Below are 25,849 nucleotides of genomic sequence, written 5' to 3' on the forward strand. Positions count from 1 at the left end.
GCAAGGCTTCCTGTTCGGGGCAAGGTGTCGAGACCAGATTGTTACCCCGGGGAGACCCCCGGTGCTGTCTGTTTCACATACAGTCGCCCACGGTTGTCCGGGCGATGCCTGGATGGCCACGCACCAGCCACACATCGTCTGACGCTCCTGGTCCGACGCACACAGTCCGACGCACACACACGGCTCATCTCGAGGTGGACATGGGTATTCCGGCAACGGAATCAGTGGCGCCGCCGCCGCTGGAGGAGGAGGCTCCTCGACCCCGCGACAAGAACGACAAGGACTTCCACGGCCGTTCGCCGATGCAGATCGCGATGGGCCGGCTGTTCCGCGACCCCGTCGCGGTCATCTGCGCCATCGTGGTGCTGATCCTTGTGGTCCTCGGGATCTTCGCGCCCCTCATCAACGAGGCGCTGCAGATCTCGGGCACACAGGGTGAGAAATACTCCCTCGACAACGTCACGGCGACGGACTTCGACGGGCTCCCGATCGTCGGCCCACCGCTCGGTGACTTCACCTGGGACCACCCGCTGGGCATCGCGCCGGCCACCGCAGACGACAACCTGGCGCGCCTGCTGCTCGGCCTGCGCACCTCACTGCTCATCGCCACGGTCGCCACGGTCGTCAGCACCGTGCTCGGCGTCGTCATCGGGCTGATGGCGGGCTTCTCGCGCGGCTGGCTCGACCGGATCATCTCGTTCGTCACCGACGTCTTCCTGGTGTTCCCGTTCCTGCTCGGTGCGCTCACCGTGGCGCCGATCCTGGTCGAGCGGTTCGGGCAGAACGCCGACACGCTCGCCTACGCCCAGAAGCTGGCCCTGATCGGGATCCTGGTGATCTTCGGCTGGATGGGTCTGGCCCGCCTGATCCGCGGCCAGGTGCTCTCGCTACGGGAGCGCGAGTTCATCCAGGCCGCTCAGGTGATCGGCGCGCCGACGTCGCGGATCCTGTTCCGCGAGCTGCTGCCAAACCTGGTGGCGCCGATCGTCATCTCCATCTCCCTCTCGCTGCCGGCGTTCGTCGCACTCGAGGCTGGCCTGTCGTTCCTCGGCATCGGGCTGACCGGCGAGCCGTCGCTCGGCCAGATCGTCGAGAGCGCGCGCAACTACTACGACCAGTACCCGCTCTACCTGTTCGCACCTGTCGCCGTGATCGCCGTCCTGGTGCTCGCCCTCAACCTGCTGGGCGACTCGGTCCGCGACGCGTTCGACCCCAAGACTCGCCGGTGACGAAGGTTCACCGTTCGGGAAACACCACGGAAAGGGTGGCAAGCAATATGCGAAGGACAACTCGAGCCCTCGTGGCTTTGTCCGCCGCTGGAGCGCTCGCACTGAGCGCCTGCGGCGGGGACGGCGACGACCCAGAAAGCGACGACTCCCCGGATTCCAGCCCGTCCGCGACCCAAGCGGGCGGCGACACCGGCGACGCGCAGGACCCGGACCGTCAAGGTCCGCGCGAGATCGAGGGCGCCCAGGAGGGCGGCACGGTCAAGGTCATCTCGCTGACGCCGCTCGAGACCATGCACCCGAGCGAGATCTACTACACCCACACCTACGGCATCGGCAGTGGCCTGCTCTACCGGTCGCTGACCCAGTACGTCATCGAGGACGGCGTTCCCGTGCTCGTGCCCGACCTGGCCACGGACACCGGCACGCCCAACGAGGACTACACCGAGTGGACGTTCACCATCCGCGACGGCGTGAAGTACGAGGACGGCACCCCGGTCACCGCCGAGGACGTGAAGTACGGCATGGAGTCGTCGATGGACCTCGAGACGTTCCCCGAGTCCCCCGGCTTCTACTCCACCGAGTACTTCGAGGGCGGCGCGGACTACAAGGGTCCCTACACCGGCAAGGGCGCCACGCTCGACTCGATCGCCGTGGACGGCAACACCCTGACCATCACGATGTCCAAGCCGTTCCCGGACATGCCTTACTGGGGCGCCTTCCCGGCCAACGGCCCGATCCCGGCCGACAAGGCCGCTGACCCGGCCAAGTACGCGACGGCGCCGCTGGCGACCGGTCCCTACAAGATGGCCGACTACACGCCCAAGGAGAAGCTGGTCCTGGTTCGCAACGACCAGTGGGACCCGGCGACCGACCCGGGCCGCACGCAGTACCCCGACGGCTACGACTTCGACTTCACCGTTCCCAACGAGAAGATCGACACGCTGCTGCTCAACGACCAGGGTGACGCTGCCAACAGCCTGACGTTCGACGACGTGCTCGGCACCGACTACCGCAAGTTCCAGGAGAAGGCTCCTGACCGCTTGGTGGCCGGTCCCACGCCGTGCACCCGTTACTGGGCGCCGGACTACCGGACGATCACCGACATCAACGTCCGCCGGGCGATCGCCCTGGCCTACCCGACCCGGTCGGCGATCAAGGCCGGCGGGCTCATCGAGGGTGTCAACCGCTACCCGGCCACCTCCCTCCTGCCGCCCGGCACCCCGGGTCGCGTCGACTACACGGTGGTCGAGGGCATGACGCCCGGCACGCCTGACCCGGCCGCGGCAAAGGCGCTGCTCGAGCAGGCCGGCGCGGTCGGCTACGAGCTGAAGTTCCTGTTCCCGACCGACGACCCGGACGCGGTCAACGCGAAGGACGCGATCGCCAAGGGTCTGGAGGAGGCCGGCTTCAAGGCGACGCCGGTGCCCACCACGCTCGAGAACCTCACCACCGATCGTGAGAACCCGAACAACGACCTCAACATCCGTAGCGCCGGCTGGTGCGCCGACTGGCCGTCGGGTGGCTCGTGGTTCCCGGTGCTTCACAAGACCGAGGACGTGGAAACGCTGGGCCAGATCAGCCAGAACTACGCCCTGTTCTCGGAGACCGACGTCGACGACCGGATCGACGACGTGCTGTCGCTGCCGATCGAGGACCAGGCCGATGCCTGGGGCGAGCTGGACAAGTACATCAGCGAGACCTACCTCCCGCTGATCCCGCTCACCTACGACGGCGTCATCCAGGCGCACGGCTCGAACGTCAACGGTCACCTCAACGACCCGACGATCGGCATGCCCACCTTCAAGGACATCTGGCTGACCCAGTGAGGTGAGGTCGGTGCCCCGGGACCCCGGGGCACCGACCGCCAGATGAACGGAACCGGCCGGGACGGGGTCGCGAGCTGCGGCTCCGCCCGGCCGGTACCACTTCCGCGGGGGCGCTCACCCGTGGTGAACTGAAGGTTGCGGAGAGAGGCAAGACTCGTGTTCGGATACATCGTGCGGAGGCTGCTAGCGGCCCTGCTGGTCCTGATCGTGACGTCGATGACGGTGTTCGCGATCTTCTACCTGGGTCCGAAGAACCCGGCCAAGCCGCTGTGCGAGAAGCAGCAGCGGTGCACACCGGAGAAGCTCGAACGCCTCGAGCGCTCTATGGGGCTCGACAAGCCCGTGACAGTCGCCTACGGGGAGTGGGCCAAGGGCCTGTTCGTGGGCCGGACCGTCGAATACTCGGCAACCGAGAGCTACGAGTGCGGCGCGCCCTGCCTCGGCATCTCCTACCGCAACAACCGCGAGGTCGCCTCCGAGCTGGCCCAGCGCTACCCCGCCACCCTGTCGCTGGCGATCGGGGGCTCACTGATCTATCTGAGCGTCGGTGTGGTTACCGGCGTCTTCGCGGCCCGATATCGGGGCTCCTTCATCGACCGTGCCCTGGTCACCACCACGTTGGTGGTCTCGGCGATCCCCTACTACCTCGTCGCACTGCTGGCCTGGATCTTCCTGACCCAGCAGAACAACTGGTTCCCGGACACCGAGTACCACCCGCTCCTGGACAACCCCGTCGCGTGGGCCGGAGCACTGTCCTTGCCCTGGTTGGTGCTGGGGCTCTACGGCGTCACGGCCTACGCGCGCTACACCCGGGGCCAGATGGTCGAGACCCTGGGCGAGGACTACATCCGCACCGCTGTGGCCAAGGGCCAGAAGGAGCGGGTCGTGGTCTTCCGGCACGCGCTCCGGGCCGCGATCATCCCGGTGGTCACGATCTTCGGCCTCGACTTCGCCTTCCTGCTGGGGGGAACCATCTTCACCGAATACATCTTCGACATCGAGGGCATGGGCCGCTGGGCGCTCGGCGCGATCCAGGGCGTGCCGGACATCCCGGTCGTCACCGCCACGGTCCTGGTCGCGGCCTCGTTCATCGTCGTGTCCAACCTGATCGTCGACATCGTCTACAGCTTCCTCGACCCGCGGGTGAGGCTGGCGTGAGCGCGATGACCCAACCGCGACCCACTGGGGCCGCGGGGATCGAGGCTGGCGAGCCCTACCTCGTCGTCGAGAACCTCACCGTCAAGTTCCCCACAGAGGGCGGCCTGGTCCACGCCGTCACCGACCTGAGCTACACACTCGAGCTCGGCAAGACGCTGGGGATCGTGGGCGAGTCCGGCTCCGGCAAGTCCGTGTCGAGCATGGCCGTCCTGGGACTCCACGACGTGAAGCGCTCGCGGGTCCAGGGGTCGATCCGGGTGGGCGGCACCGAGATCATCGGGCTGTCCGAGAAGCGGCTCGGCAACATGCGCGGCAACGAGGTCGCGATGATCTTCCAGGACGCCTTGGCGTCCCTTCATCCCTTCTTCCGGGTCGGCGACCAACTGATCGAGGCCTACACGCTGCACCACCCCAGCGCGTCCAAGCGCGACGCCCGTCGCAAGGCTGTGGAGGCGCTCGACCGGGTGGGGATCCCGCAGGCGGACGCCCGTGTGGACGACTTCCCGCACCAGTTCTCGGGTGGCATGCGACAGCGCGTGATGATCGCGATGGGACTCATCAACTCGCCGTCCTTGCTCATCGCCGACGAGCCGACCACCGCCCTCGACGTGACGGTGCAGGCGCAGATCCTCGACCTGCTCCAGGATCTCCAGCGTGAGTTCAACTCGGCGATCATCATCATCACCCATGACCTGGGCGTCATCGCCGAGATGGCCGACGACGTCCTGGTCATGTACGCCGGGCGAGCAGTCGAGTACGGCGCGTGCCGGGAGATCCTGAGCCACCCGGAGATGCCCTACACCTGGGGCCTGCTCTCCAGCGTCCCGGACGTGACCGCCAGCACCGACGCGCGGCTGATCCCGATCCCGGGCACCCCGCCCAGCCTGCTCAACCCGCCGACCGGGTGCCCCTTCCACCCCCGCTGTCTGCACAAGGACAAGGTGCCAGGCGACCTGTGCCGCACTGAGCTGCCGGAGTTCCTGCCGGGACGTGCCGGGCACCACCTCAAGCGGTGCCACCTGGCCAACGCCGACCAGATCTACCAGCAGGAGGTGCTGCCCGAGATCGCCCCGGACCTCGTGGCACAGATGTCCGAACCGACGACCGAGGGTGAGGCGCACCGATGAGCGACCCCACGTCCCCCACGGGTGAGCCCGCGGCCAGCAAGGCTCCCGACGCCACGGACGACTCGGGGAGGATCCCGCAGATCACCGGCGACCTCATCGAGCAGATCCAGGCCAACGTCATCGCGCCGCACGCGGCCACCGAGCTCGACGTGAGCCGGCCCCCAATCCTCGAGGTCGAGAACCTGCGGATGTACTTCCCGGTCAAGTCCGGCGGCCTCATCCGCCGCACGGTCGGCCAGGTGCAGGCGGTTGACGGGATCTCGTTCCAGGTTCCCGCCGGTGGTGCCCTCGGCCTGGTCGGCGAGTCCGGCTGCGGCAAGTCGACGACGGGCCGGATGATCACCCGGCTCTACAAGCCGACCGGCGGCTCGATCCGCTTCGGCGAACACGGCGAGCACGACCTGGTGAAGCTGTCCAACCGCGAGATGAAGCCCCTGCGGCAGGACGTCCAGATGATCTTCCAGGACCCCTACAGCTCGCTCAACCCGCGGCACACCGTCGGGTCGATCGTCGGGGCGCCGCTGATCGTGCACAACGTCGTGCCCAAGAAGCAGGTCCTGAGCCGGGTCCAGCAGCTGCTCGAGGTGGTCGGGCTCAACCCGGAGCACTACAACCGCTACCCGAGCGAGTTCTCGGGCGGCCAGCGCCAGCGCATCGGCATCGCCCGGGCCTTGGCCCTCCAGCCGAAGCTGCTCGTGGCCGACGAGCCGGTGTCCGCGCTGGACGTCTCGATCCAGGCCCAGGTGGTCAACCTCCTGCAGGACCTGCAGCGGGAGTTCGACATCGCGTTCCTGTTCATCGCCCACGACCTTGCCGTGGTGCGTCACTTCTGCCCCGAGGTGGCGGTGATGTATCTCGGCAAGATCGTCGAGATCGGCGACCGCGAGACGATCTACGGCTCGCCCCACCACCCCTACACGCAGGCCCTGCTGTCCGCCGTCCCCGACGTCAAGCAGGCCGTGATCGGCGGTCGTCGCGAGCGGATCCGGCTCGAGGGCGACGTACCCAGCCCGGTCAACCCCCCGTCCGGCTGCCGTTTCCGCACCCGCTGCCACCTGGCGCAGGAGATCTGTGCCAAGGTCGAGCCGCCGCTGCTGCAGATCGGCAAGAGGCACAAGGTCGCCTGTCACTTCGCGGGCGAGCTCGCCAAGGCTCCGTCCCGGCCAGTGACGGCGCAGTTCCTGGGAGTCGACGACCAGGGCAACGCGGACCCGTCCGCGCACCCGTCCGACGTGGTCACGACCCACCCCGGATACGACGACGACTGGATCCGCCTCGACGCGGTCCGTGCCTAGTTGTCTACCCCCGCGAGCTTCGGCCCGGCACCCACGACGGACGCTCGCTCCGCTCGCAGGGCCTGACCCTGTCACCGCGTACGCATAGGTTGGCCGGGTGACCGACGGCCTGTTCGAGCTGGGCGCGCCCGCGCCCGGCGGCGGCACGCTGTCGGGTGCCGTCGGTGAGTCCGCGCCGCTCGCCGTACGCATGAGACCGCGCACGCTCGACGAGCTGGCGGGGCAGGAGCAGCTGAGGGCACCCGGGGCACCCCTGCGACAGCTGATCGACGGCGACCAGTCGATGTCGCTGCTCCTGTGGGGGCCACCCGGCACCGGGAAGACCACCATCGCCTCGATCCTGAGCCTCGGGACCGACCGCAGGTTCGTCGAGGTGTCCGCGGTGTCGGCGGGGGTCAAGGAGGTGCGCGCGGCCATCGATGCCGCCCGCTCGACGCTCGCGGCCACCGGCCAGGAGACCGTGCTCTTCGTCGACGAGGTGCACCGTTTCAGCAAGGCCCAGCAGGACGCGCTGCTCCCGGGTGTGGAGAACCGCTGGGTCAACCTGGTGGCGGCCACGACCGAGAACCCGTTCTTCTCGGTGATCTCACCGCTCCTCTCACGCAGCCTGCTGGTCCGGTTGGAGTCGCTGACCGACGACGACATCCGAGCGGTCCTCGACCGCGCGCTCTCCGACGAGCGTGGGCTGGCTGGTCGCTTCGAGGTCGCGCCCGAGGCGCTCGACCACCTGGTGCGGCTCGCCGGGGGAGACGCACGTCGGTCGCTCACCTATCTCGAGGCGGCCGCAGGCGCGGCGTCGGCCCGGGACTCGACGGTGATCGACCTGGAGACGGCGGAGACCGCCGTCGACCAGGCCGCGGTCCGATACGACCGGCAGGGCGACCAGCACTACGACGTGATCAGCGCGTTCATCAAGTCGGTCCGCGGCTCCGATGTCGACGCGGCCCTGCACTACCTGGCCAGGATGTTCGAGGCGGGCGAGGACCCGCGCTTCATCGCCCGGCGGCTGGTGATCCTCGCCTCGGAGGACGTCGGTCTGGCCGACCCGACGGCCCTGCCGACCGCGGTGGCCGCAGCCCAGGCAGTCCAGCTGATCGGCATGCCCGAGGCCCGCCTCAACCTCGCGCAGGCGACCATCGCCCTGGCGGTCGCCCCGAAGTCCAATGCGGTGACCACGGCCATCGGCGCGGCCGTCGCCGATGTCAAGGCGGGCCGGATCGGGCAGGTGCCGCCCCACCTGCGCGACGCCCACTACGCGGGCTCCCAGAAGCTCGGCCACGGCTCGTCCTACGTCTACAGCCACGACGAGCCCTTCGGCCTGGCGACCCAGCAGTACGCCCCGGACGTCGTCGCCGACGCGGAGTACTACCAGCCCACCTCCCTCGGCGCCGAGGCCGCGGTCAGGGAGCGCTGGGAGCGGGTGCGGCGGATCGTGCGTGGCACCGAGCAGACGCCCTCGGAGAGCTCGGGGTCAACCGACTAGGCTCGGTGCCCATGACCGCGCTCCTCCTGGCCCTGACCGGCGTGCTCACGCTGCTGGTGGTCGGAGTGGGTGCCTTGGCCATCGGGCTGTGGCGCCGGGTGGGGCAGCTCGAGACGCGGCTGGCGGCGTCGAGCCACACGGATTGGTCGCCTCCGGAGTCCCAGGACAGCCATTCCGTGGGTCTCGACGCCCCGCCCCCGAGCCTCGAGCCCAGCCCCGAACCCAGCCCGGCGCAGACCGAGTACGTCATCACCCACCTGGGCGAGCCCGAGCCGGAGGTCGAGCCGGAGATCGAGGGTGTGCCGACCGTGGCACCGACCCTGTTCGCCGACATCGTGCTCCGCGAGACGGTGGTGCAGACCGCCTCGCTCCTCCACGGACTGCGCCGGGCACTGAGCCCGGAGACCCGCAACCGGATCAGGTTCGAGATGCGGCGCGAGGTCAAGCGGTCGCGCAAGCAGCGGCGCGCCGACCTGCGCGAGGCCCGTCGCGAGTGGGAGGCCCGCCGGCGGGCGGCGATGGTCGACGAGCCGGCAGGCAGCGCGGCATGACTGAGACATCGTGAGGGGCGGCCTCTGGTTCGTCGCCGGGGCCGGGGTCGGGATCTACGCGGTGATCCGCGGCCGTCGTGCCGCCGAGGTGCTGACCGTCGACGGGATGACCGACCGGCTCAAGGGCGCGCAGGTGGGCTGGCAGCTGTTCCGCGAGGAGGTCGCCACCGGCAAGGTCGAGAAGGAAACCGAGTTGCGCGAGCGCTTCGCGTTGCTGCCCCATGGAGGGCCCAAAGAGCTCGAGGAAGGCAACTGATGGATCGGGGAATGAGCACCGCGGAGATCCGCCGACGCTTCGTCGCGCACTTCGAGCACGGTGGCGCCTACGGCGCACACACCTCGGTGCCGTCGGCGCCGCTGCTCCTCGACGACCCCAACCTGCTGTTCGTCAACGCCGGCATGGTGCCGTTCAAGCCCTACTTCCTCGGTCAGGAGACGCCGCCCTACCCGCGCGCGGTCAGCGTGCAGAAGTGCGTACGGACCCCCGACATCGAGGACGTCGGCAAGACGACCCGGCACGGCACGTTCTTCGAGATGTGCGGCAACTTCTCCTTCGGCGACTACTTCAAGGAAGGCGCCATCGAGCTGGCCTGGGACCTGGTCACCAAGCCGGTGGCCGACGGCGGCTTCGGTTTCGAGGAGAGCCGGCTCTACCCCTCGATCCTCGTCGGCGACGACGAGGCGCTCGGTCTCTGGAAGAAGGTCACGGGGCTGCCCGACGAGCGGATCCTCAAGCTGGGTCGCAAGGAGAACTACTGGTCCATGGGCGTCCCCGGACCCGGAGGTCCGTGCTCGGAGATCCTCTACGACCGGGGCAGCGAGCACGGGCCCGACTTCGAGCCGTCGTTGCTGGGGCCGGACATGCCCACCAAGCTGGAGGATCGGCTCCTCGAGATCTGGAACCTGGTCTTCATGCAGGACGAGCTCAGCGCGGTGCGGTCCAAGGAGGACTTCGACATCGCCGGCTCTCTGCCCAACAAGAACATCGACACCGGCATGGGCCTCGAGCGGGTCGCGTTCCTGAGCCAGGGCGTCGCCAACATGTACGAGATCGACGTGATGTTGCCGGTCATCCAGCGCGCCGAGGAGCTCACCGGTCGCCGCTATGGCGCTGACCACGGGGACGACGTGCGCTTCCGGGTGGTCGCCGACCACGTCCGCAGCTCGCTGATGCTCATCGGTGACGGGGTCACGCCCGGCAACGAGGGCCGTGGCTACGTCCTGCGGCGGCTGCTGCGCCGGGCGGTGCGCTCGGTGCGGCTCCTGGGCTACGAGGACCCAGCGCTGCCCGAGCTGCTCCCGGTCAGCCGGGACCGGATGGGTGAGACCTACGCCGAGCTGCATCGAGACTGGGAGCGGATCGCCACTGTGGCGTACGCCGAGGAGGAGGCGTTCCGCCACACGCTGCGGGCTGGGACCACGATCTTCGACACCGCGACTGCCCAGCTGAAGAAGGCGGGCGGCACGGAGCTGTCCGGCGAGCGGGCGTTCGCGCTGCACGACACCTACGGGTTCCCGATCGACCTCACGCTGGAGATGGCCTCCGAACAGGGACTCTCGGTCGACGAGGTCGGGTTCCGGCGGCTCATGCAGGAGCAGCGCGACCGGGCGAAGGCCGACGCCCGCGCCAAGAAGGGCGCCCATCGCGACGCCACCGCCTACCGGGCCGTCGCCGACTCCATGGGGGCACCCGTGGAGTTCACCGGCTACGGCGAGGTGGTCTCGGACGGCACGGTCCGCGGTCTGGTGACCGCCGATGGGGTGGTCGACAGCGTCCGCGCGGGCGACGAGGTCGAGGTGGTCCTCGACCGGACCCCGTTCTACGCCGAGGGCGGCGGCCAGCTCGCGGACGAGGGCGTCATCGAGCTCGCCAACGGGGCCCGGCTGCGGGTCAACGACGTCCAGTCGCCGATCACGGGACTGATCGTCCACCAGGCGACGGTCCTCGACGGCGAGGTGACCCCCGGTCTGCAGGCCCACTCCCTGGTCGACCTGCAGCGCCGGATGTCGATCTCGCGCGCCCACACGGCCACCCACATGGTGCACAAGGCGTTTCGCGAGGCGCTGGGGGAGACCGCCACCCAGGCGGGCTCGGAGAACGCCCCCGGCCGGTTCCGCTTCGACTTCTCTGCGTCCGGCGCGGTCCCCGAGTCGGTGCTCGCCGACGTCGAGGCCCGGGTCAACGACGTGATCCTCGACGACCTGCTGGTCCACGCCGAGGTGATGACCCAGGCCGAGGCGGTGAAGTCCGGCGCGATGGCGCTCTTCGGCGAGAAGTACGGCGACCGGGTGCGCGTCGTCTCGGTCGGTGACTGGGCCCGCGAGCTGTGCGGCGGGACGCACGCGGGCAGCTCCGGCAAGCTGGGCGTGATCAAGCTGCTGGGCGAGTCGTCGATCGGGTCCGGCGTACGCCGCGTGGAGGCGCTGGTCGGGACCGACGCCTACCAGTTCCTGGCCCGCGAGCACGTGCTCGTGGCCCAGCTGTCCGAGGCGCTGAAGGCCCGGCCGGAGGAGCTCCCCTCGCGGGTCAACGACATCCTGGAGAAGCTGCGCGCGGCCGAGAAGGAGCTCGAGAAGGTCCGCGTCGCCGGACTGCTGGCGCGCGCGGGCGAGCTCGCGGCCGCTGCCGAGCAGGTCGACGGGGTCGCCCTGGTGGCCACGTCCGCCCCGGGGGCCGGAGGCGCTGACGTCCGCACCCTGGCGCTCGACGTGCGCGGGCGGCTGCCGGCCGGCCAGCCCGGCGTTGTCGTGGTCATCGGTGAGTCCGACGGCAAGGTGGCGGTCGTGGCGGCCGTCAACGACGACGCGCGGGCCCGGGGCCTGAGCGCCAACGAGCTGGTCCGGGCCGTCGGTCCGCTGGTCGGCGGCAAGGGCGGCGGCAAGGACGACGTCGCCCAGGGCGGCGGCACCGACGCGTCGCGGATCGACGAGGCCTTGACACTGGTCCGCGCCGAGGTAGGAAAGGCACACTCCTGAGGCACGGCGTACGGCTCGGCCTCGACCCCGGCGACGCTCGGATCGGCGTGGCTCGCAGCGACCCGACCGGGTTCCTCGCGACCCCGGTCGAGACGGTGAAGCGTGGGCGCGGCGACCTGACGCGGATCCGCGAGATCCTGGCCGAGATCATCGAGGAGACCGGGCCCGAGGGAGTCCTCGAGGTGGTCGTCGGACTGCCCCGATCACTGTCGGGCGGCGAGGGGCCGGCGGCCGCCAAGGTGCGTGAGTGGGCCGGCGAGCTGGCCCGGGCCGTCGACCCGGTGCCCGTGCGGCTCGCCGACGAGCGGCTCACCACTGTAGGCGCGGAGGCTATGCTGCGCGACCGGGGCCGGAAGGGCGCCGCCAGGCGCGCGGTCGTTGACCAGGTGGCGGCCGTGCTGATCCTGCAACACGTGCTGGACGCCGAGCGTGAGACGGGCACCGCCCCCGGAGAGATCGTCGAGAGGACGCCATGACCGACTACCAGACGGGCCCTCCGACCGAGCCACCCGGCTTTCTCGACGGCGCCGCCACCCCCGCCGGGGGACGGCGCGCGGAGAGGTCCCGCCGCCGTGGACCGGGCTGCCTGATCGGGCTGGTCGTCCTGGCGCTGCTCTTCGGGGGCCTCTACTTCGGCGTCACCAAGGGCGTCGACTTCGTCAAGGACCAGTTCGAGGGCACGCCCGACTACCCGGGGCCGGGCACCGGCGAGGTGGTCTTCGAGGTCAAGAAGGGTGACAGCGTCACCGAGATGGGCCGCAACCTCAAGGAGCTCGACGTGGTCAAGTCCGTCGACGCCTTCACGGAGGCGGCTTCGGCCAACCCCGACTCGACCAAGATCCAGGTCGGCTCCTACACGATGCGGCTGCAGATGAAGGCCGAGGACGCCGTCGCGCTGCTCGTCGACCCGGCCAACGCGGTCAACGCCGCGGTCCCGATCCCCGAGGGTCTGCGGGTGGTCGACATCGTGAAGATCCTGGCCAAGGAGACCGAGTTCTCCAAGCAGGACTTCGAGGCCGCACTCGCCGACACCGCCGCCCTGGGCCTCCCGGCGTACGCCGAGGGCAACCCGGAGGGCTATCTCTTCCCGGCGACCTACGAGTTCGGCCCCGAGGCGCAGCCGGTGGACATGCTGAGAGCGATGGTCGTGCGCTGGCAGCAGGCGGCCGCCGACGTCGATCTCGAGGCGAAGGCGAAGGCGCTCGGCTACACGCCCCACGAGATGATGACGATCGCCGCCCTCCTCGAGGCGGAGGGCCGCGGCGACTACACGCCCAAGATCGCCCGGGTCATCTACAACCGCTTGGACAACCCGGACAACGGCGTCACCAACGGCCTGCTGCAGATCGACGCGACGGTCAACTACGCCCTGGGCAAGGCCGGGATCGCTCGTCTGACGCAGGAGGAGATCGACTCCGTCGCGGACAACCCCTACAACACCTACTACCAGCCGGGCCTGCCACCGGGGCCGATCGAGGCGCCCGGCCAGGCCGCCATGGAGGCCGCTCTCAACCCGGCGGACGGCGACTGGCTCTTCTACGTCACGGTCAACCTGGCGACGGGTGAGACGAAGTTCGCCAGCACCGAGGCCGAGTTCCTGGAATACAAGGCGGAGCTGGACGAATACTGCGCGACCCAGTCCGACCGGTGCTGACCAGGGGCGGACGATGAGGTGCGCCGTCCTCGGCGACCCGATCGGCCACTCGCTGTCGCCGGTGATCCACCGGGCGGCGTACGAGTCGCTCGGGTTGCAGGGATGGCAGTACGACGCCGTGCGGGTGCCCGGCGGCGGCCTCGCCGACTTCGTGCAGGGGCTGGACCCGGCGACGTGGCGCGGGCTCTCGCTGACCATGCCGCTCAAGCGTGAGGCTCTGCCCCTGCTCGACACCAAAGACGACTGGGTGCGGTTGTCCGCCGCGTGCAACACGATCGTGCTTGACCCCGACGGCCGACGCCACGGGCTCAACACCGACGTGACCGGGGCGCTGATGGTGCTCGGCGAGCACGACGACCTCCCGGTCGACCGGGCCGTAGTGATCGGCGGAGGAGCCACGGCGGCCTCGCTGCTCCTCGCGCTGGCCGAGCGCGGGACCCGGCGCGCCATCCTGGTGGTCCGTGACCCGGCCCGCGCCGACGAGACCGTCCGGGTGGTGCTCGGCCACCCACGGGCACCGGAGGTCGAGGTGCACGCCATCGACGAGGTGACCTCGGGCGTGCTCGACGCAGACGTCCTGGTGTCCACGGTCCCCGCCTCCGCTCAGGTGCCCGAGCTGGTGGCGGCGGTCTCGGGGATCCCGCTGGTCTTCGAGGTCGTCTACGAGCCCTGGCCCACCCCGCTCGCCGCGTCGGCGCAGCAGTCGGGCCGCACGGTCCTCAGTGGACTCGACCTGTTGGTCGCGCAGGCGGTCAACCAGGTCGTGGCCATGACGGGCCGGTTCGACATCCCGGTCGGTGCGATGCGCCGGGCCGCCGAGGACGCGCTCGGTTCGAGGCAGGCCCGGTGACCGACCTCCATCCGGTCAGCGCCGCAGTGACGGCCGCGCTCGGCCTGGCGTCCGGGCCGCTGGTGCCCTGGCTGATCGGCCGGGTGCCCGAGCCGGACCCAGAACCCGAGCCGGACCCAGAACCCGAGCCGGAGGCAGAGTCCGAGCCAGAGCCCAAGGAGCTGTACGCCGACATCGCCGGGCTGCCCGGCCTGGCGGTGAAGGCCGCGGTCGCCGGCGGCGCCGCGGCGGCCCTGCTCGGCCTGTTCCTGGGCTGGTCGTGGGCGCTCCTGGTGGTCCTGCCGCTGGTCCCGGTGTCGGTGGCGCTGGCCGTCATCGACTGGCGCACCAGGCTGCTGCCCCGCAAGATCATCCTGCCCGCCCTGGCGGGGTCCCTGGTCACGATCACGGCGGCCTGGGCGCTGGAGGGGTTCGACGGCGGGACGGGCGCGGTCGTGCGCACCCTGGTCGGCTGCGCGGCGGCGTTCGTCGTGTTCTTCGTGCTGTGGTTCATCTACCCGCGCGGGATGGGGTTCGGTGACGTCCGGCTGTCCGCCCTGCTGGGGCTGGTTCTGGGCTACCTGGGCTGGAGCGAGTGGCTGGTCGGCCTCTACGGCGGCTTCCTGCTCGGAGCCGTCATCGGCGGCGTGCTGTCGCTGCTCAAGGTGGTCGACCGCAAGGGCTACCCGTTCGGACCGTTCATGCTCCTGGGGGCTCTGATCGGCGTCCTGGCCGGACAGCCGCTCATCGACGCCCTCTACTCCTGAAACAATCCCCTTCATGACGTTGCGCTGGCTGACCGCGGGTGAGTCCCACGGCCCCTCCCTGGTGGCGATCCTCGAGGGGCTGCCTGCGCACGTCTCGGTGACCTCCGACGACATCCGTGACGCGCTGGCCCGGCGCCGGCTCGGCTATGGCCGCGGCGCCCGGATGAAGTTCGAGCAGGACGAGGTCACCATCGTGGGCGGGGTCCGGCACGGGCAGACCCAGGGCGGGCCGGTGGCGATCGAGGTCGGCAACACCGAGTGGCCCAAGTGGCAGAAGGTCATGTCGGCCGACCCCCTGGACGACGACGCCCGCGCGGAGCTGGAGGGCTCGGCCCGGAACGCCGCCCTGACCCGGCCCCGGCCGGGCCACGCCGACCTCGCGGGCATGCAGAAGTACGCCTTCGACGAGGCGCGTCCGGTGCTGGAGCGGGCCTCGGCGCGCGAGACGGCCGCTCGGGTCGCGCTGGGCCGGGTCGCGTCCAACTTCCTCGAGCAGGCGGTCGGCGCCCGGATCGTCTCGCACGTCATCGAGCTGGGCGGCGTCCGCGCGCCCGACGGACTGTGGCCCGAGCCCGGCGACGTGTCGCGGCTCGATGACGACCCGGTGCGCTGCCTGGACGGGGATACCAGCAAGCAGATGGTCGAGCGGATCGACCTGGCCCACGAGGACGGCGACACGCTCGGCGGCGTCGTCGAGGTGGTCGTCCACGGGCTGCCGCCCGGGCTCGGCTCGCACGTGCACTGGGACCGCCGGCTGGACTCCCGGCTGGCCGGTGCGCTGATGGGCATCCAGGCGATCAAGGGCGTCGAGGTCGGCGACGGCTTCGCGCTGGCCGCCACCCCGGGTTCGCTGGCCCATGACGAGATGGTCCCCACCCCCGACGGCATCCGCCGGGTCAGCGGGCGCTCGGGCGGCACCGAGGGCGGCATGACCACCGGCGAGGTGCTCCGGGTCCGCGCCGCCATGAAGCCCATCGCCACGGTGCCTCGCGCCCTGCGGACCGTCGACGTCGCCACCGGCGAGGAGGCCGTCGCCCACCACCAGCGCTCCGACGTCTGCGCCGTCCCCGCCGCCGGCATCGTGGCCGAGGCGATGGTGGCCCTGGTGCTCGCGGACGCCGTCCTGGAGAAGTTCGGGGGCGACTCGGTCCAGGAGACCCGCCGCAACGCCGAGTCCTACCTGGACACCCTGAGGTTCAAGTGAGCTCCCGGTGAGCGTTCGAGTCGTGCTGGTCGGGCCGATGGGGGCCGGCAAGTCCACCGTCGGCGCCCGGCTTGCCGACGCGTGGGGCGTGTCGGCCCGCGACACCGACGCCGACATCGAGGCACTCGAGGGCCGGTCGATCTCCGACATCTTCGTGGACTCGGGGGAGGCCCACTTCCGCGACCTCGAGCGCAAGGCGGTCGCCGAGGCGCTCGCCACCCACGACGGCGTCCTGTCGCTGGGCGGGGGAGCGGTGCTCGACCCCGAGACCCGCGCGCTGCTCGCCGGCCACCAGGTGGTGTTCCTCAAGGTCGGGCTCGCCGAGGCCGTGAAGCGTGTCGGGCTCGGCTCGTCACGCCCGTTGCTGCTCGGCAACGTCCGGTCCCGGATCAAGGCGCTGCTCGACGAGCGGACGCCGGTCTATGAGTCCGTCGCCACGGTGACCGTGGAGACCGACGGTCGTTCGCCCGACGAGGTCGCCGCCGCGGTCCTCGAGGCGCTCGCATGAACACCCCACGACGTTCTTCGTCTCCCCCGCTTCGCTCCTCCGCCGAACAACGCCGCGGGGATCCCGAAAAGCTGAACACCATCCGGGTCGCCGGGCCGGCGCCGTACGACGTCGTCATCGGCCGGGGAGCGCGCCACCGGGTGGCGTCCCTGCTGGGTGACGCGGTCCGACGCGTCGCCCTGGTGCACGCGCCCGGTCTGACCGTGGACCTGTCCGACCATCTCGCTGACTACGAGGTCCTCGACCTGGAGCTGCCCGACGGCGAGGCGGCCAAGACCGCGGCCGTCGTCGCCGACGCGTGGGAGCGGCTCGGCGCGGCCGGCTTCACCCGCTCCGACGCCGTCGTGACCCTCGGCGGCGGGGCCACCACCGACGTCGGTGGCTTCATCGCGGCCACCTGGCTGCGCGGGGTGCCCGTCGTCCACGTCCCGACGTCCCTGCTGGGCATGGTCGACGCCGCGGTCGGCGGCAAGACGGGCATCGACACGGGCGCGGGGAAGAACCTCGTCGGCTCGTTCCACGAACCCGCCGGTGTGCTGTGCGACCTCGACCTGCTGGCCACGCTGCCCCCGGCGGAGCTGGTCAGCGGCCTCGGCGAGGTGGTCAAGTGCGGCTTCATCGCGGACCCGGTGATCCTGGACCTCGTCGAGAAGGACCCGGCGGTCGTCCTCGACCCCGCGTCCGAGGTCCTGGGCGAGCTCGTCGAGCGGGCCGTGCAGGTCAAGGCCGACGTCGTCGCGGGTGACCTCAAGGAGGCCGGGGGCAGCGGCGGTCATCCGGGCCGCGAGGTGCTCAACTACGGCCACACGCTGGCGCACGCGATCGAGAAGGTCACCGGCTACACGGTGCGGCACGGCGAGGCGGTCTCGATCGGGATGGTCTTCGCGGCCGCCCTGGCCCGGCTGGCCGGACGCCTCGACGACCACACCGCGGCCCGGCACACGAGCGTGCTCGCGTCGCTCGGCCTGCCGACCCGGTGGCACGACGCGACGTTCGAGGAGGTGCTCGCCGTGATGCGGGTGGACAAGAAGGCCCGCGGCAACACCCTCCGCTTCCTCGTGCTCGACGGCCTCGCGCAGCCGGCGGTGCTCGAGGGTCCGGCGGAGGACCTGCTGCGGGCGGCCTACGAGGAGCTGGCATGAAGGTCCTCGTCCTCAACGGCCCCAACCTGGGCCGGCTCGGCAAGCGCCAGCCGGAGATCTACGGCACCACGACGTACGCCGACCTGGCTGCGCTGTGCGTGGAGTGGGGCCGCGGGCTCGGGCTGGACGTCGAGGTGCGCCAGACCAACCACGAGGGCGAGATGCTCGACTGGCTCAACGGCGCCGCCGACGACGAGACCCCCGTCGTGCTCAACGCCGCCGCCTGGACCCACTACTCGTACGCGATCCTCGACGCCTGTGCCCAGCTGACCGCGCCGCTGGTCGAGGTGCACATCAGCGACCCGCACCAGCGGCCCGAGGAGTTTCGGCACCACTCGGTCGTCACGGCGTACGCCGTGGAGGTGGTGGCCGGGCACGGGATCGAGGGCTACCGGACGGCGCTCGAGCGGATCGCGGCCGGCTGACCTTTGGTGCTGGGCGTGGTGCCCGCGCGCGTAGCAGGCCGGCGCTCGGCGTCAAGGATGCTTCGCACCGCTTCGCGGCGGCCTTCGGCCGTCCTTGACTCCGAGCCTCTGTCGGCCTGCTGGCGGCGCGCTTGGCGGCAGGGCTCCGCCCCGCCGCCCGCGTGCGCGGGCTCCACACTGGTCAGCGCACCCGCCACACTGGCCCCATCTCGGGCTTAGGTCATGGATTGCACGCACCAGGCGCGTGCAATCCATGCGTTAAGGGCGGCGGCCGCGGATGCGGCAGCCACGGACCAACCCAAGTCTCGGCCCGAGCCGCGCATGATCGCTGAATCGGGCTCGCCACGCCAGGCGCACTAGACTCGGCGGCTGCCGCCCGGACAACCGGCGGCTACCGAACGCCCCTAGACCCGAAGGCTGATCCGCGCACATGGCAACGACCAACGACCTGAAGAACGGCATGGTGCTCAACCTCGACGGCCAGCTCTGGCAGGTCATCTGGTTCCAGCACCACAAGCCCGGCAAGGGCGGCGCCGTGGTGCGCTCCAAGCTCAAGAACGTCGAGTCCGGCAAGACCGTCGACAAGACCTTCAACGCCGACGTCAAGGTCGAGGTCGCCAACGTCGACAAGCGCACGATGCAGTACCTCTACAACGACGGCACGTCCTACGTCTTCATGGACGTGCAGACCTACGACCAGGTCGAGGTCGCGCCCGAGATCGTCGGTGACGCCAAGAACTTCCTGCTCGAGAACCAGGAGGCGATCGTGGCCAGCAACGACGGCCGCGTCCTCTACATCGAGCTCCCGGCCTCGGTCGAGCTCGAGGTCACCTACACCGAGCCGGGCCTGCAGGGCGACCGTTCGACCGGCGGCACCAAGCCCGCCACCGTCGAGACCGGCGCGACCGTCCAGGTGCCGCTGTTCATCACCACCGGCGAGCGGATCAAGGTGGACACGCGCGACTCGTCATACCTGGGCCGCATTTCCTCGTGACGGCACGTTCGAAGGCCCGCAAAAGGGCCCTGGACGTGCTCTTCGCCGCAGACCTGCGCGGGGAGTCCGCGGTCGAGGCGCTGGAGGCGGCCATCGCCGACGGCGAGGGCCCGACCAACTCCTACACCGAGACCCTGGTGCGCGGCGTCGTCGCGGAGCAGGAGCGGATCGACGCGCTGCTCGCCGAGCACGCCCAGGGGTGGACCTTGGACCGGATGCCCGGCGTCGACCGCAACGTGCTGCGCATGGGCGTCTACGAGATGCTCTACGTCGACGACGTGCCCGACGCGGTCGCGGTCTCCGAGGCGGTGGCGCTGGCCCGGGAGCTGTCGACCGACGAGTCGCCGTCCTTCGTCAACGGAGTGCTGGGCGCGGTCCTGCGTCAGACGGCCGGCTGAACCTCCTCGAGCACCTCGACCTCGTCGCCCACCCGGATCGTCACCCCCGGGGTGTCACACACCAGGTTCGTGCCGAACCAGACGGCACCGTCCCAACGCCGGAACCGGGCCAGCGTCGCGGTCGGCTCCTTGCCCCGCTCGGCGGTCACCGCGTCGGTGGTCGGAATGGTGCAGCGCGCACAACCCTTGACCGACCGATAGATCCCGTCGCCGATCCGCAGCCGGCGCCACCCGTCCTCGGCCCAGGCGGGCGCGCCGGACACGACGACGTTGGGCCGGAACCGCACCATCGGCAGCGGGCCCTGGTCGGCCATGGGCCCGGCGAGGATCCGATCGTTGAGGTCGGCCAGCGACTCCTCGGCCGCGAGGTGCAGGGGGAAACCGTCGGCGAAGGCCACCGGCACGCCGGGGCCGGCGTGGGCCGGGTCGGCGGGTCTGCGCGACGGGTCCTCGGCGTGGACGAGCCGGACGGGCTCGCCGACCGCCTTGCTGAACCACTCGTGCGCCGACGCAGCGGCGACCGCCGCCTCGAACGGCGTACCGCTGAAGAGGCTCACGGGTGTCGTGTCGCCCCCTGACGGGATGTCGACGACGAGCTCGTCGAGCCCGGAACCGGAGGTGTCACGCACGATCAGCCCGCCGTCGGGGCGCAGCTCAGGGTGGACCAGCAGCATGCCCTTGCGCTCGCGGATCGTCACCGCCTCACCGTGGTCGTCGACGAGCATCCAGCGGCGGTCGCCCTGAAGGCCCCACGGCTCCACGAGGCCCTCGTCGAGCATCTCGCCGCGGCACGACTTCACGGGGAAACGGCGGAGCTCGGTGACGACCACAGGCACGGGTCGAGCCTAGGGCTCCTCCAGGGCCGGGGAGAGGAACGTCCGCAGGTGGGTCAGCAGGGACTCCCGGTCGTCGGCGTCGACCCGGCGGCCGGGGATGCCGACCAGGGACACCAGCACCCTGATCACCCACTCGGCCGCGTCCTGTACGTCGAGGTCAGCCCGGACCAGCCCACGGTCCTTGGCCGCGCCGAGCTCGGCGACCCAGAAGTCGAGAAGCCCGGGGACGATGTCGTGGACGTAGGTGCCCATGACCTGTGCGTAGGCCTCCGGCTCGGCCTCAGCGAGCTCGAGCGCGAGGGGGCCCAGGGGTGCCGCGCGGGAGAGCAGCACCGCCTCGGCGACCATCCCGGCGACGTCGTCGGCCGCGGAGATGCGCGCGTGCGCGTCGTCCCAGAACTGCTCGTCGCGACGGATTAGCGCGGCCGAGACGAGCGTCGCCTTGTCGGAGAAGAGCCGGTGCACATACGCCCGGGAGAGCCCTGCCTCGGCGGCCACCCCGGCCACCGTCGTCCGGCGGATGCCGTCGCGGCGCAGGCACGCCTCGGCGGCGTCGAGGATCCGGTCACGGGCGGTCATCGCGTCCGAGTGTAGACACTTGCGAGAAAGTGTCTACAGCCCTACCGTCTCCGCGTGGGTTTCATCCAGCCGAACCACCCGGACCTCGACCTCCCCGTCTGGCGCCAGGGCACGCGACAGGAGCGGATGAAGCCGCTGGTCCGGCACTTCTGCGAGGTGGGTTTCGGCTCGCCCGACGCGGTGACGATCGTCTACGTCGTCAAGATCGCCCTCTACCTGCTCGTCGGCTGGCTCTTCGTGCTCTCCACGCCCGGCATCGACGGCTTCACCGAGCTGGGCCGGTGGTGGGAGTCGCCGGCGGTGTTCTACAAGTTCGTGCTCTGGACGATGCTCTTCGAGGTCCTCGGCCTCGGCTGCGGGTTCGGCCCGCTCAACCTTCGGATGACCCCGCCGCTCGGTTCGTTCCTCTACTGGCTGCGCCCAGGCACGATCCGGCTGGCGCCGTGGGCTTCCCGGGTCCCCCTGACCGGGGGCGACACGCGCACGCCCGTCGACGTCGCGCTGTACGCCGGGCTGCTGGTCTTGCTGTCCGTCGCGGTCTGGGGCGCCCTGCCGAAGGAGCAGGTCGTCGCCGTGCTCGTCGTCCTGGCGCTGGTGGGGCTCCGGGACAAGGTCGTCTTCCTGGCGGCCCGGTCCGAGGTCTACGGCACGCTCGCGGTGACCTACCTCTTCACCGGGGCCGACGCCCTGGTCGCCGCGCAGCTGGTCATGGTCGCGATCTGGTGGGGGGCGGCGACCTCGAAGGTCAACCGGCACTTCCCATTCGTGGTGGCCGCGATGGAGAGCAACAGCCCGGTCTGGCGCTCCAAGCGCATCAAGCGGAAGTTCCACCGGGACTTCCCCGACGACCTGCGTCCCTCCGGGCTGTCCCGGGCACTCGCCCACGGCGGCACCGTCTTCGAGTACGCCGTCCCGCTGCTGCTCCTGCTGGGCGACGGCGGCGTCGTCACCAAGGTCGCCGCGGCGGGCATGCTCGCCTTCCACTTCCACATCCTGTCGAGCCTGCCGATGGGCGTGCCGCTGGAGTGGAACGTGTTCATGATGATCGGCATCGTCAACCTGTTCATCGGCAATGCCGACCTCGGCGTGACCGACCTGGCCGAGCCGGTGCCGGTGGTCCTGCTCATGGCGGTCGTCGCCGGGGTGGTCGTCCTCGGCAACCTGCGCCCGGACCTCGTGTCCTTCCTGCCGGCGATGCGCTACTACGCGGGCAACTGGGACACCTCCCTGTGGTGCTTCCGCGGTGACGCCCTCGACAAGATGGACGCCAACTTGGTCAAGGCATCGCTGATGCCCCACCAGCAGCTGGAGAAGATGTACGGCGACGAGGACGTCGTCGCGATGACCATGAACCTCGGCTACGCCTTCCGTGGCATGCACACCCACGGCCGGGCCCTGTTCGCGCTCGTCGAGCGCGCCTGTGGGACCGAGCACGAGGACTACCTGGTCATCGACGGCGAGATGGTGGCGGGCACGGCGCTCGGCTGGAACTTCGGCGACGGGCACCTGCACGACGAGCGGCTCGTGGCGGCACTGCAGCGGCGCTGCCGGTTCGAGCCGGGTGAGGTGCGGGTGGTGATGCTGGAGGCCCAGCCGTTCCACAAGGGAACCCAGCGCTACCGGCTCGTGGACGCAGCGACCGGGGAGCTCGAGCGCGGCTACGTCGAGGTGGCAGACATGGTGAGCCGGCAGCCCACCGACCTCGACATCCCGGTCCACGTGACACCGTGACGTCGTGAGTGATGCTGTGAGCCGGCCAGTGAGCTCCTCCCTCGACGCGGTGGTAGTCGGCTCGGGCCCCAACGGGCTGGCGGCCGCCGTGGCGCTGGCCCGGACCGGACTGTCGGTGACCGTGCTGGAGGGTGCGGACACGATCGGGGGAGGGACCCGCAGCGAAGAGCTGACGGTGCCGGGCGTCATCCACGACCTGTGCTCGGCCGTGCACCCGTTCGGGCTCGCCTCGCCGTTCCTGTCCTCGCTCCCGCTCGCCGAGCACGGCCTGGTCTGGCGCTACCCCGAGATCGACCTGGCGCACCCGCTCGACGACGGCTCGGCCGGGGTGATGGTGCGCTCGCTCGACGAGACGTGCGCGGGGCTCGGCGTCGACGGCCGGGCCTGGCGACGCGCCTTCGAGCCGCTTGTGAAGGACTTCGACGACCTCGCCCGGGACGTGCTGCGCCCGGTGCTCCGCTGGCCGGACCACCCGGTCCGGATGGCCCGGTTCGGGCTGCGGGCCGGGCTGCCGGCCAACCTGTTCGTGAAGCGGTTCAGGACACCGCAGGCCAAGGCGCTGTTCGGCGGCTCGGCGGCGCACGTGTTCCGGCCGCTCGACCGGCCCGCGACGGCCTCGGTGGCGATGATGCTGTTCGCGGCCGGCCACGTCCACGGCTGGCCGGTCGCCGCGGGCGGGTCGGCGAGCATCACCCACGCGCTCGCCTCGCTGCTCCGGTCGCTGGGCGGCTCGATCGTCACCGGACACCCGGTCACCTCGCGGGCGGACCTGCCCGCGGCGCGGGTCACCCTGTTCGACACCGGGCCCGGCGCGGTCGCGGACATCCTCGGCGACGACCTGCCGCGCGGCACGAGGCGGGCCTACCGCCGTTGGCAGTACGGCCCCGGTTCCTACAAGGTCGACCTCGCGGTCCGCGGCGGCATCCCCTGGACCAACGAGGCCGCGCGCCGGGCCGGCGCCGTGCACCTCGGGGGCACCTTCGAGGAGATCGCCGAGGCCGAGGCGGCCGTCTGTGCCGGCCGGATGCCCGAGCGCCCGTTCGTCCTGCTCGCCCAACAGTCGCTGGCCGACCCGACCCGGGCCGCGGGCGACATCCAGCCGGTGTGGGCCTACGCCCACGTGCCGTCGGCGTGGAGCGGACCGGGGGAGCAGGTCGTGCTCGACCAGATCGAGCGCTTCGCGCCGGGGGTCCGCGACCACGTGGTGGCCACCGCTGTGCGCGACCCGGCCGGCTTCGCGGCCGACAACCCCAACTACGTCGGCGGTGACATCGCGGGCGGGGCCAACCACCTGCGCCAGCTCCTCGGCCGGCCCAAGGTCCTGGGCGACCCCTACGCCACCGGTGCGCCCGGCTACTACCTGTGCTCGTCGGCGACCCCGCCGGGTGCCGGCGTCCACGGCATGTGCGGCTACTGGGCCGCCACCCGGGCGCTGGCCCACCTCAGACGAGTGAGCTGACCGCCTCGCGCGAGCGAGAGTCCGCCGTACATCAGGCCCAGCCCCATGGTGGTGCTGTCGGTGAGCGCGTACTGCCCCGCGACGCCGCCGTGATAGGCCGCCGCGGCCGCGCGCACCGCGCGCTCGCGTCGCGCCCAGCTTCTCCTCGGGAGCGTCGTCGCTGCAGCCGGTCAGCGCGACCGCCGCGCCGCTCGCCAGGCCGGCTCCAGGAGGCCGCGTCGCGTCGTGGTCACCGGCCCATCATGGGCCGGATCACGGGTCGGATGTCAGGGTGGCGCCATGGAGACCTCGCGGGGACGGGTGCAGCAGGTCGACGTCGTCGTGCTCGGGCTCGGCCCCGGAGGTGAGTACGCCGCGCGCAAGCTCGCCGAGGCGGGCCTCGACGTGGTCGGGATCGATCGGGCGCTGGTGGGCGGCGAGTGCCCCTTCTGGGGCTGCACCCCGTCGAAGCTGATGGTGCGGGCCGCCGACGTGCTGGCCGAGGCGCGCCGGGCGTCGGGTCTCGGCGGTGAGGTCGACGTCCGGCCGGACTGGTCGCTGGTCGCGGGCCGGATCCGGGAGGCCAACCACGACTGGACCGACCACCACCACGCCGGTCCACTTGAGGAGGCGGGCGTGCGGATCATCCGCGGCCATGGCCGGCTCGACGGCGTCGGCCGGGTCGCGGTGGACACCGGGCAGGGGCGGGAGACCTTCGAGGCTGCCCGCGGGGTGGTGCTCAACACCGGCACGGAACCTGCCCGGCCGCCGATCGAGGGGCTCGCGGAGACGCCGTACTGGACCAACCGCGAGGCCATGAAGGTCACCGAGATGCCCGCCACGCTGGCGGTCATCGGGGGTGGACCCAACGGCGTCGAGCTGGCGCAGGCCTTCGCCCGGTTCGGCACCCGGGTGACGGTGCTCGAGGTCGAGGACCGGCTCCTCGCGGCCGAGGAGCCGGAGGCGAGCCAGGTGTTGACCGCCGCGCTGCGCGCGGACGGGGTGGCGGTGCGGTGCGGGGTCGAGATCGAGCGGGTGAGCCACGACGGCCGCTTCACCTCGGTCGTCAACGGTGAGGACCTCGTCACCGACCAGCTGCTGGTGGCCACCGGCCGCTCCCACAACCTGGCGGACGTCGGTCTGGAGACCGTCGGTCTCGACCCCGACGCCGACGTGGTGGAGGTCGACGACCGTTCGCGGGCGGGCGAGCGGCTCTGGGCGCTGGGCGACATCACCGGCCGGGGGGCGTTCACCCACGTCTCGCGCTACCAGGCGTTCGTCGCGGTCGCCGACATCCTCGGGACCGAGGACGTCCGGGCCGACTACCGCGCGGTGAGCCGGGTGACCTTCACCGACCCCGAGGTCGCCTCGGTCGGGCTGACCGAGGTCCAGGCCCGCGAGCAGGGGCTGCGAGTGGCCGTCGCCACCGCTGACGTGGACAGGTCGAGCCGGGGCTGGATCCACGGCCCGGGTACGACCGGCGTGGTCAAGCTCGTCGGCGACCTGGACCGTGACGTCCTGGTCGGGGCGTGCGTCGCCTCGCCCTACGGCGGCGAGGTGCTGGGGATGCTCGTGACCGCCGTGCACGCGGAGGTCCCGCTCCCGGTCCTGCGCCGGATGCACTTCGCCTACCCGACCTTCCATCGGACCATCCAGGTCGCGCTCGGCAAGCTTCACCAGGCCACGACCGCGTAGGGTG

The 25,849-nt window shown here is 71.0% G+C and carries 24 protein-coding genes; 22 read left to right on the forward strand and 2 right to left on the reverse strand.

Translation table 11 applies throughout. The features are described from left to right. The first annotated feature begins 200 nt into the window (after positions 1–200). The 19 genes from ACYVC6_RS17695 (at position 201) to nusB (ending at position 19,566) form a co-directional block, all read left to right on the forward strand. Positions 201–1,229 (forward strand): ABC transporter permease, encoded by a 1,029-nt coding sequence (locus ACYVC6_RS17695; RefSeq protein WP_460715759.1) that lies wholly within the window; start codon positions 201–203, stop codon positions 1,227–1,229. Positions 1,230–1,300: 71 nt separating this feature from the next. Continuing rightward, positions 1,301–3,055 carry an ABC transporter substrate-binding protein gene (locus ACYVC6_RS17700; RefSeq protein ID WP_460715761.1) on the forward strand — a complete coding sequence of 585 codons (1,755 nt, stop codon included), beginning with the start codon at positions 1,301–1,303 and terminating at the stop codon, positions 3,053–3,055. A gap of 156 nt (positions 3,056–3,211) precedes the next feature. Beyond that, positions 3,212–4,213, forward strand: coding sequence for an ABC transporter permease (locus ACYVC6_RS17705; protein ID WP_460715762.1), 1,002 nt, complete (start codon positions 3,212–3,214; stop codon positions 4,211–4,213). 5 nt (positions 4,214–4,218) lie between these two features. Beyond that, positions 4,219–5,340: an ABC transporter ATP-binding protein gene (locus ACYVC6_RS17710; RefSeq protein WP_460715763.1), complete on the forward strand. Its 1,122-nt coding sequence runs from the start codon at positions 4,219–4,221 to the stop codon at positions 5,338–5,340. Beyond that, positions 5,337–6,635: an ABC transporter ATP-binding protein gene (locus ACYVC6_RS17715; protein ID WP_460715764.1), complete on the forward strand. Its 1,299-nt coding sequence runs from the start codon at positions 5,337–5,339 to the stop codon at positions 6,633–6,635. Before ACYVC6_RS17710 ends, ACYVC6_RS17715 begins: the two co-directional genes overlap by 4 nt. A 97-nt stretch (positions 6,636–6,732) precedes the next feature. Next, positions 6,733–8,118 (forward strand): replication-associated recombination protein A, encoded by a 1,386-nt coding sequence (locus ACYVC6_RS17720; protein ID WP_460715766.1) that lies wholly within the window; start codon positions 6,733–6,735, stop codon positions 8,116–8,118. Between the two features lie 11 nt (positions 8,119–8,129). Then, a complete protein-coding gene (locus tag ACYVC6_RS17725) occupies positions 8,130–8,669 on the forward strand; it encodes a hypothetical protein (protein WP_460715768.1) in 540 nt (179 codons plus the stop codon). Between the two features lie 10 nt (positions 8,670–8,679). Then, positions 8,680–8,925, forward strand: a complete 246-nt coding sequence (locus tag ACYVC6_RS17730; protein WP_460715770.1) for a DUF6167 family protein — start codon at positions 8,680–8,682, stop codon at positions 8,923–8,925. Positions 8,926–8,936: 11 nt separating this feature from the next. Further along, the gene (gene alaS, locus ACYVC6_RS17735) at positions 8,937–11,645 is read left to right on the forward strand and encodes an alanine--tRNA ligase (protein WP_460715772.1); all 2,709 of its coding nucleotides are present in this window, start codon (positions 8,937–8,939) and stop codon (positions 11,643–11,645) included. Further along, on the forward strand, positions 11,642–12,121 hold the full coding sequence (gene ruvX / locus ACYVC6_RS17740; protein WP_460716507.1) for a Holliday junction resolvase RuvX: 480 nt from the start codon (positions 11,642–11,644) through the stop codon (positions 12,119–12,121). The genes alaS and ruvX overlap by 4 nt, the downstream gene beginning before the upstream one ends. Then, entirely contained in the window at positions 12,118–13,299 is a 1,182-nt protein-coding gene (mltG, locus tag ACYVC6_RS17745) for an endolytic transglycosylase MltG (RefSeq protein WP_460715774.1), read from the forward strand. The genes ruvX and mltG overlap by 4 nt, the downstream gene beginning before the upstream one ends. 13 nt (positions 13,300–13,312) lie before the next feature. Then, positions 13,313–14,149: a shikimate dehydrogenase gene (locus tag ACYVC6_RS17750; RefSeq protein WP_460715776.1), complete on the forward strand. Its 837-nt coding sequence runs from the start codon at positions 13,313–13,315 to the stop codon at positions 14,147–14,149. Beyond that, entirely contained in the window at positions 14,146–14,895 is a 750-nt protein-coding gene (locus tag ACYVC6_RS17755; RefSeq protein ID WP_460715777.1) for a prepilin peptidase, read from the forward strand. The genes ACYVC6_RS17750 and ACYVC6_RS17755 overlap by 4 nt, the downstream gene beginning before the upstream one ends. 13 nt (positions 14,896–14,908) lie before the next feature. After that, positions 14,909–16,099 (forward strand): chorismate synthase, encoded by a 1,191-nt coding sequence (aroC, locus tag ACYVC6_RS17760; protein ID WP_460715778.1) that lies wholly within the window; start codon positions 14,909–14,911, stop codon positions 16,097–16,099. A 37-nt stretch (positions 16,100–16,136) separates the two neighbouring features. Then, complete coding sequence (locus tag ACYVC6_RS17765; protein ID WP_460716508.1) at positions 16,137–16,607, forward strand: shikimate kinase; 471 nt, start codon at positions 16,137–16,139, stop codon at positions 16,605–16,607. Next, complete coding sequence (gene aroB, locus ACYVC6_RS17770; RefSeq protein WP_460715779.1) at positions 16,604–17,749, forward strand: 3-dehydroquinate synthase; 1,146 nt, start codon at positions 16,604–16,606, stop codon at positions 17,747–17,749. Before ACYVC6_RS17765 ends, aroB begins: the two co-directional genes overlap by 4 nt. Beyond that, positions 17,746–18,174 carry a type II 3-dehydroquinate dehydratase gene (locus tag ACYVC6_RS17775; RefSeq protein WP_460715780.1) on the forward strand — a complete coding sequence of 143 codons (429 nt, stop codon included), beginning with the start codon at positions 17,746–17,748 and terminating at the stop codon, positions 18,172–18,174. The genes aroB and ACYVC6_RS17775 overlap by 4 nt, the downstream gene beginning before the upstream one ends. A 430-nt stretch (positions 18,175–18,604) precedes the next feature. After that, entirely contained in the window at positions 18,605–19,168 is a 564-nt protein-coding gene (gene efp, locus ACYVC6_RS17780) for an elongation factor P (protein WP_460715781.1), read from the forward strand. Beyond that, on the forward strand, positions 19,165–19,566 hold the full coding sequence (gene nusB, locus ACYVC6_RS17785; RefSeq protein WP_460715782.1) for a transcription antitermination factor NusB: 402 nt from the start codon (positions 19,165–19,167) through the stop codon (positions 19,564–19,566). Before efp ends, nusB begins: the two co-directional genes overlap by 4 nt. On the opposite strand, the gene ACYVC6_RS17790 is transcribed toward nusB, so the two are convergent. Together ACYVC6_RS17790 and ACYVC6_RS17795 are read right to left on the reverse strand one after the other, a co-directional pair. Then, positions 19,551–20,402 carry an MOSC domain-containing protein gene (locus ACYVC6_RS17790; RefSeq protein WP_460715783.1) on the reverse strand — a complete coding sequence of 284 codons (852 nt, stop codon included), beginning with the start codon at positions 20,400–20,402 and terminating at the stop codon, positions 19,551–19,553. The genes nusB and ACYVC6_RS17790 overlap by 16 nt on opposite strands. A gap of 9 nt (positions 20,403–20,411) precedes the next feature. After that, a complete protein-coding gene (locus ACYVC6_RS17795) occupies positions 20,412–20,981 on the reverse strand; it encodes a TetR/AcrR family transcriptional regulator (RefSeq protein WP_460715784.1) in 570 nt (189 codons plus the stop codon). Between the two features lie 54 nt (positions 20,982–21,035). Here ACYVC6_RS17795 and ACYVC6_RS17800 point away from each other — a divergent pair, with 54 nt between their 5' ends. The 3 genes from ACYVC6_RS17800 to ACYVC6_RS17810 all read left to right on the forward strand — a co-directional run bounded on the left by ACYVC6_RS17800 (position 21,036) and on the right by ACYVC6_RS17810 (position 25,845). Further along, positions 21,036–22,712 carry a DUF3556 domain-containing protein gene (locus tag ACYVC6_RS17800; protein WP_460715785.1) on the forward strand — a complete coding sequence of 559 codons (1,677 nt, stop codon included), beginning with the start codon at positions 21,036–21,038 and terminating at the stop codon, positions 22,710–22,712. Between the two features lie 4 nt (positions 22,713–22,716). Further along, a complete protein-coding gene (locus ACYVC6_RS17805) occupies positions 22,717–24,171 on the forward strand; it encodes a phytoene desaturase family protein (protein WP_460715786.1) in 1,455 nt (484 codons plus the stop codon). A 279-nt stretch (positions 24,172–24,450) separates the two neighbouring features. Then, positions 24,451–25,845: a dihydrolipoyl dehydrogenase family protein gene (locus ACYVC6_RS17810; protein ID WP_460715788.1), complete on the forward strand. Its 1,395-nt coding sequence runs from the start codon at positions 24,451–24,453 to the stop codon at positions 25,843–25,845. Positions 25,846–25,849 lie beyond the last annotated feature (4 nt).

Source organism: Nocardioides dilutus (assembly GCF_054779555.1).

Excerpts from the sequence above, each read along its gene's own strand:
- ACYVC6_RS17695 (WP_460715759.1), top strand. The coding sequence starts at position 201 with ATGGGTATTCCGGCAACGGAATCAGTGGCGCCGCCGCCGCTGGAGGAG.
- ACYVC6_RS17710 (WP_460715763.1), top strand. The coding sequence starts at position 4,219 with ATGACCCAACCGCGACCCACTGGGGCCGCGGGGATCGAGGCTGGCGAG.
- ACYVC6_RS17715 (WP_460715764.1), top strand. The coding sequence starts at position 5,337 with ATGAGCGACCCCACGTCCCCCACGGGTGAGCCCGCGGCCAGCAAGGCT.
- ACYVC6_RS17725 (WP_460715768.1), top strand. The coding sequence starts at position 8,130 with ATGACCGCGCTCCTCCTGGCCCTGACCGGCGTGCTCACGCTGCTGGTG.
- alaS (WP_460715772.1), top strand. The coding sequence starts at position 8,937 with ATGAGCACCGCGGAGATCCGCCGACGCTTCGTCGCGCACTTCGAGCAC.
- mltG (WP_460715774.1), top strand. The coding sequence starts at position 12,118 with ATGACCGACTACCAGACGGGCCCTCCGACCGAGCCACCCGGCTTTCTC.
- ACYVC6_RS17750 (WP_460715776.1), top strand. The coding sequence starts at position 13,313 with ATGAGGTGCGCCGTCCTCGGCGACCCGATCGGCCACTCGCTGTCGCCG.
- aroC (WP_460715778.1), top strand. The coding sequence starts at position 14,909 with ATGACGTTGCGCTGGCTGACCGCGGGTGAGTCCCACGGCCCCTCCCTG.
- ACYVC6_RS17765 (WP_460716508.1), top strand. The coding sequence starts at position 16,137 with ATGGGGGCCGGCAAGTCCACCGTCGGCGCCCGGCTTGCCGACGCGTGG.
- aroB (WP_460715779.1), top strand. The coding sequence starts at position 16,604 with ATGAACACCCCACGACGTTCTTCGTCTCCCCCGCTTCGCTCCTCCGCC.
- ACYVC6_RS17775 (WP_460715780.1), top strand. The coding sequence starts at position 17,746 with ATGAAGGTCCTCGTCCTCAACGGCCCCAACCTGGGCCGGCTCGGCAAG.
- efp (WP_460715781.1), top strand. The coding sequence starts at position 18,605 with ATGGCAACGACCAACGACCTGAAGAACGGCATGGTGCTCAACCTCGAC.
- ACYVC6_RS17795 (WP_460715784.1), bottom strand. The coding sequence starts at position 20,981 with ATGACCGCCCGTGACCGGATCCTCGACGCCGCCGAGGCGTGCCTGCGC.
- ACYVC6_RS17810 (WP_460715788.1), top strand. The coding sequence starts at position 24,451 with ATGGAGACCTCGCGGGGACGGGTGCAGCAGGTCGACGTCGTCGTGCTC.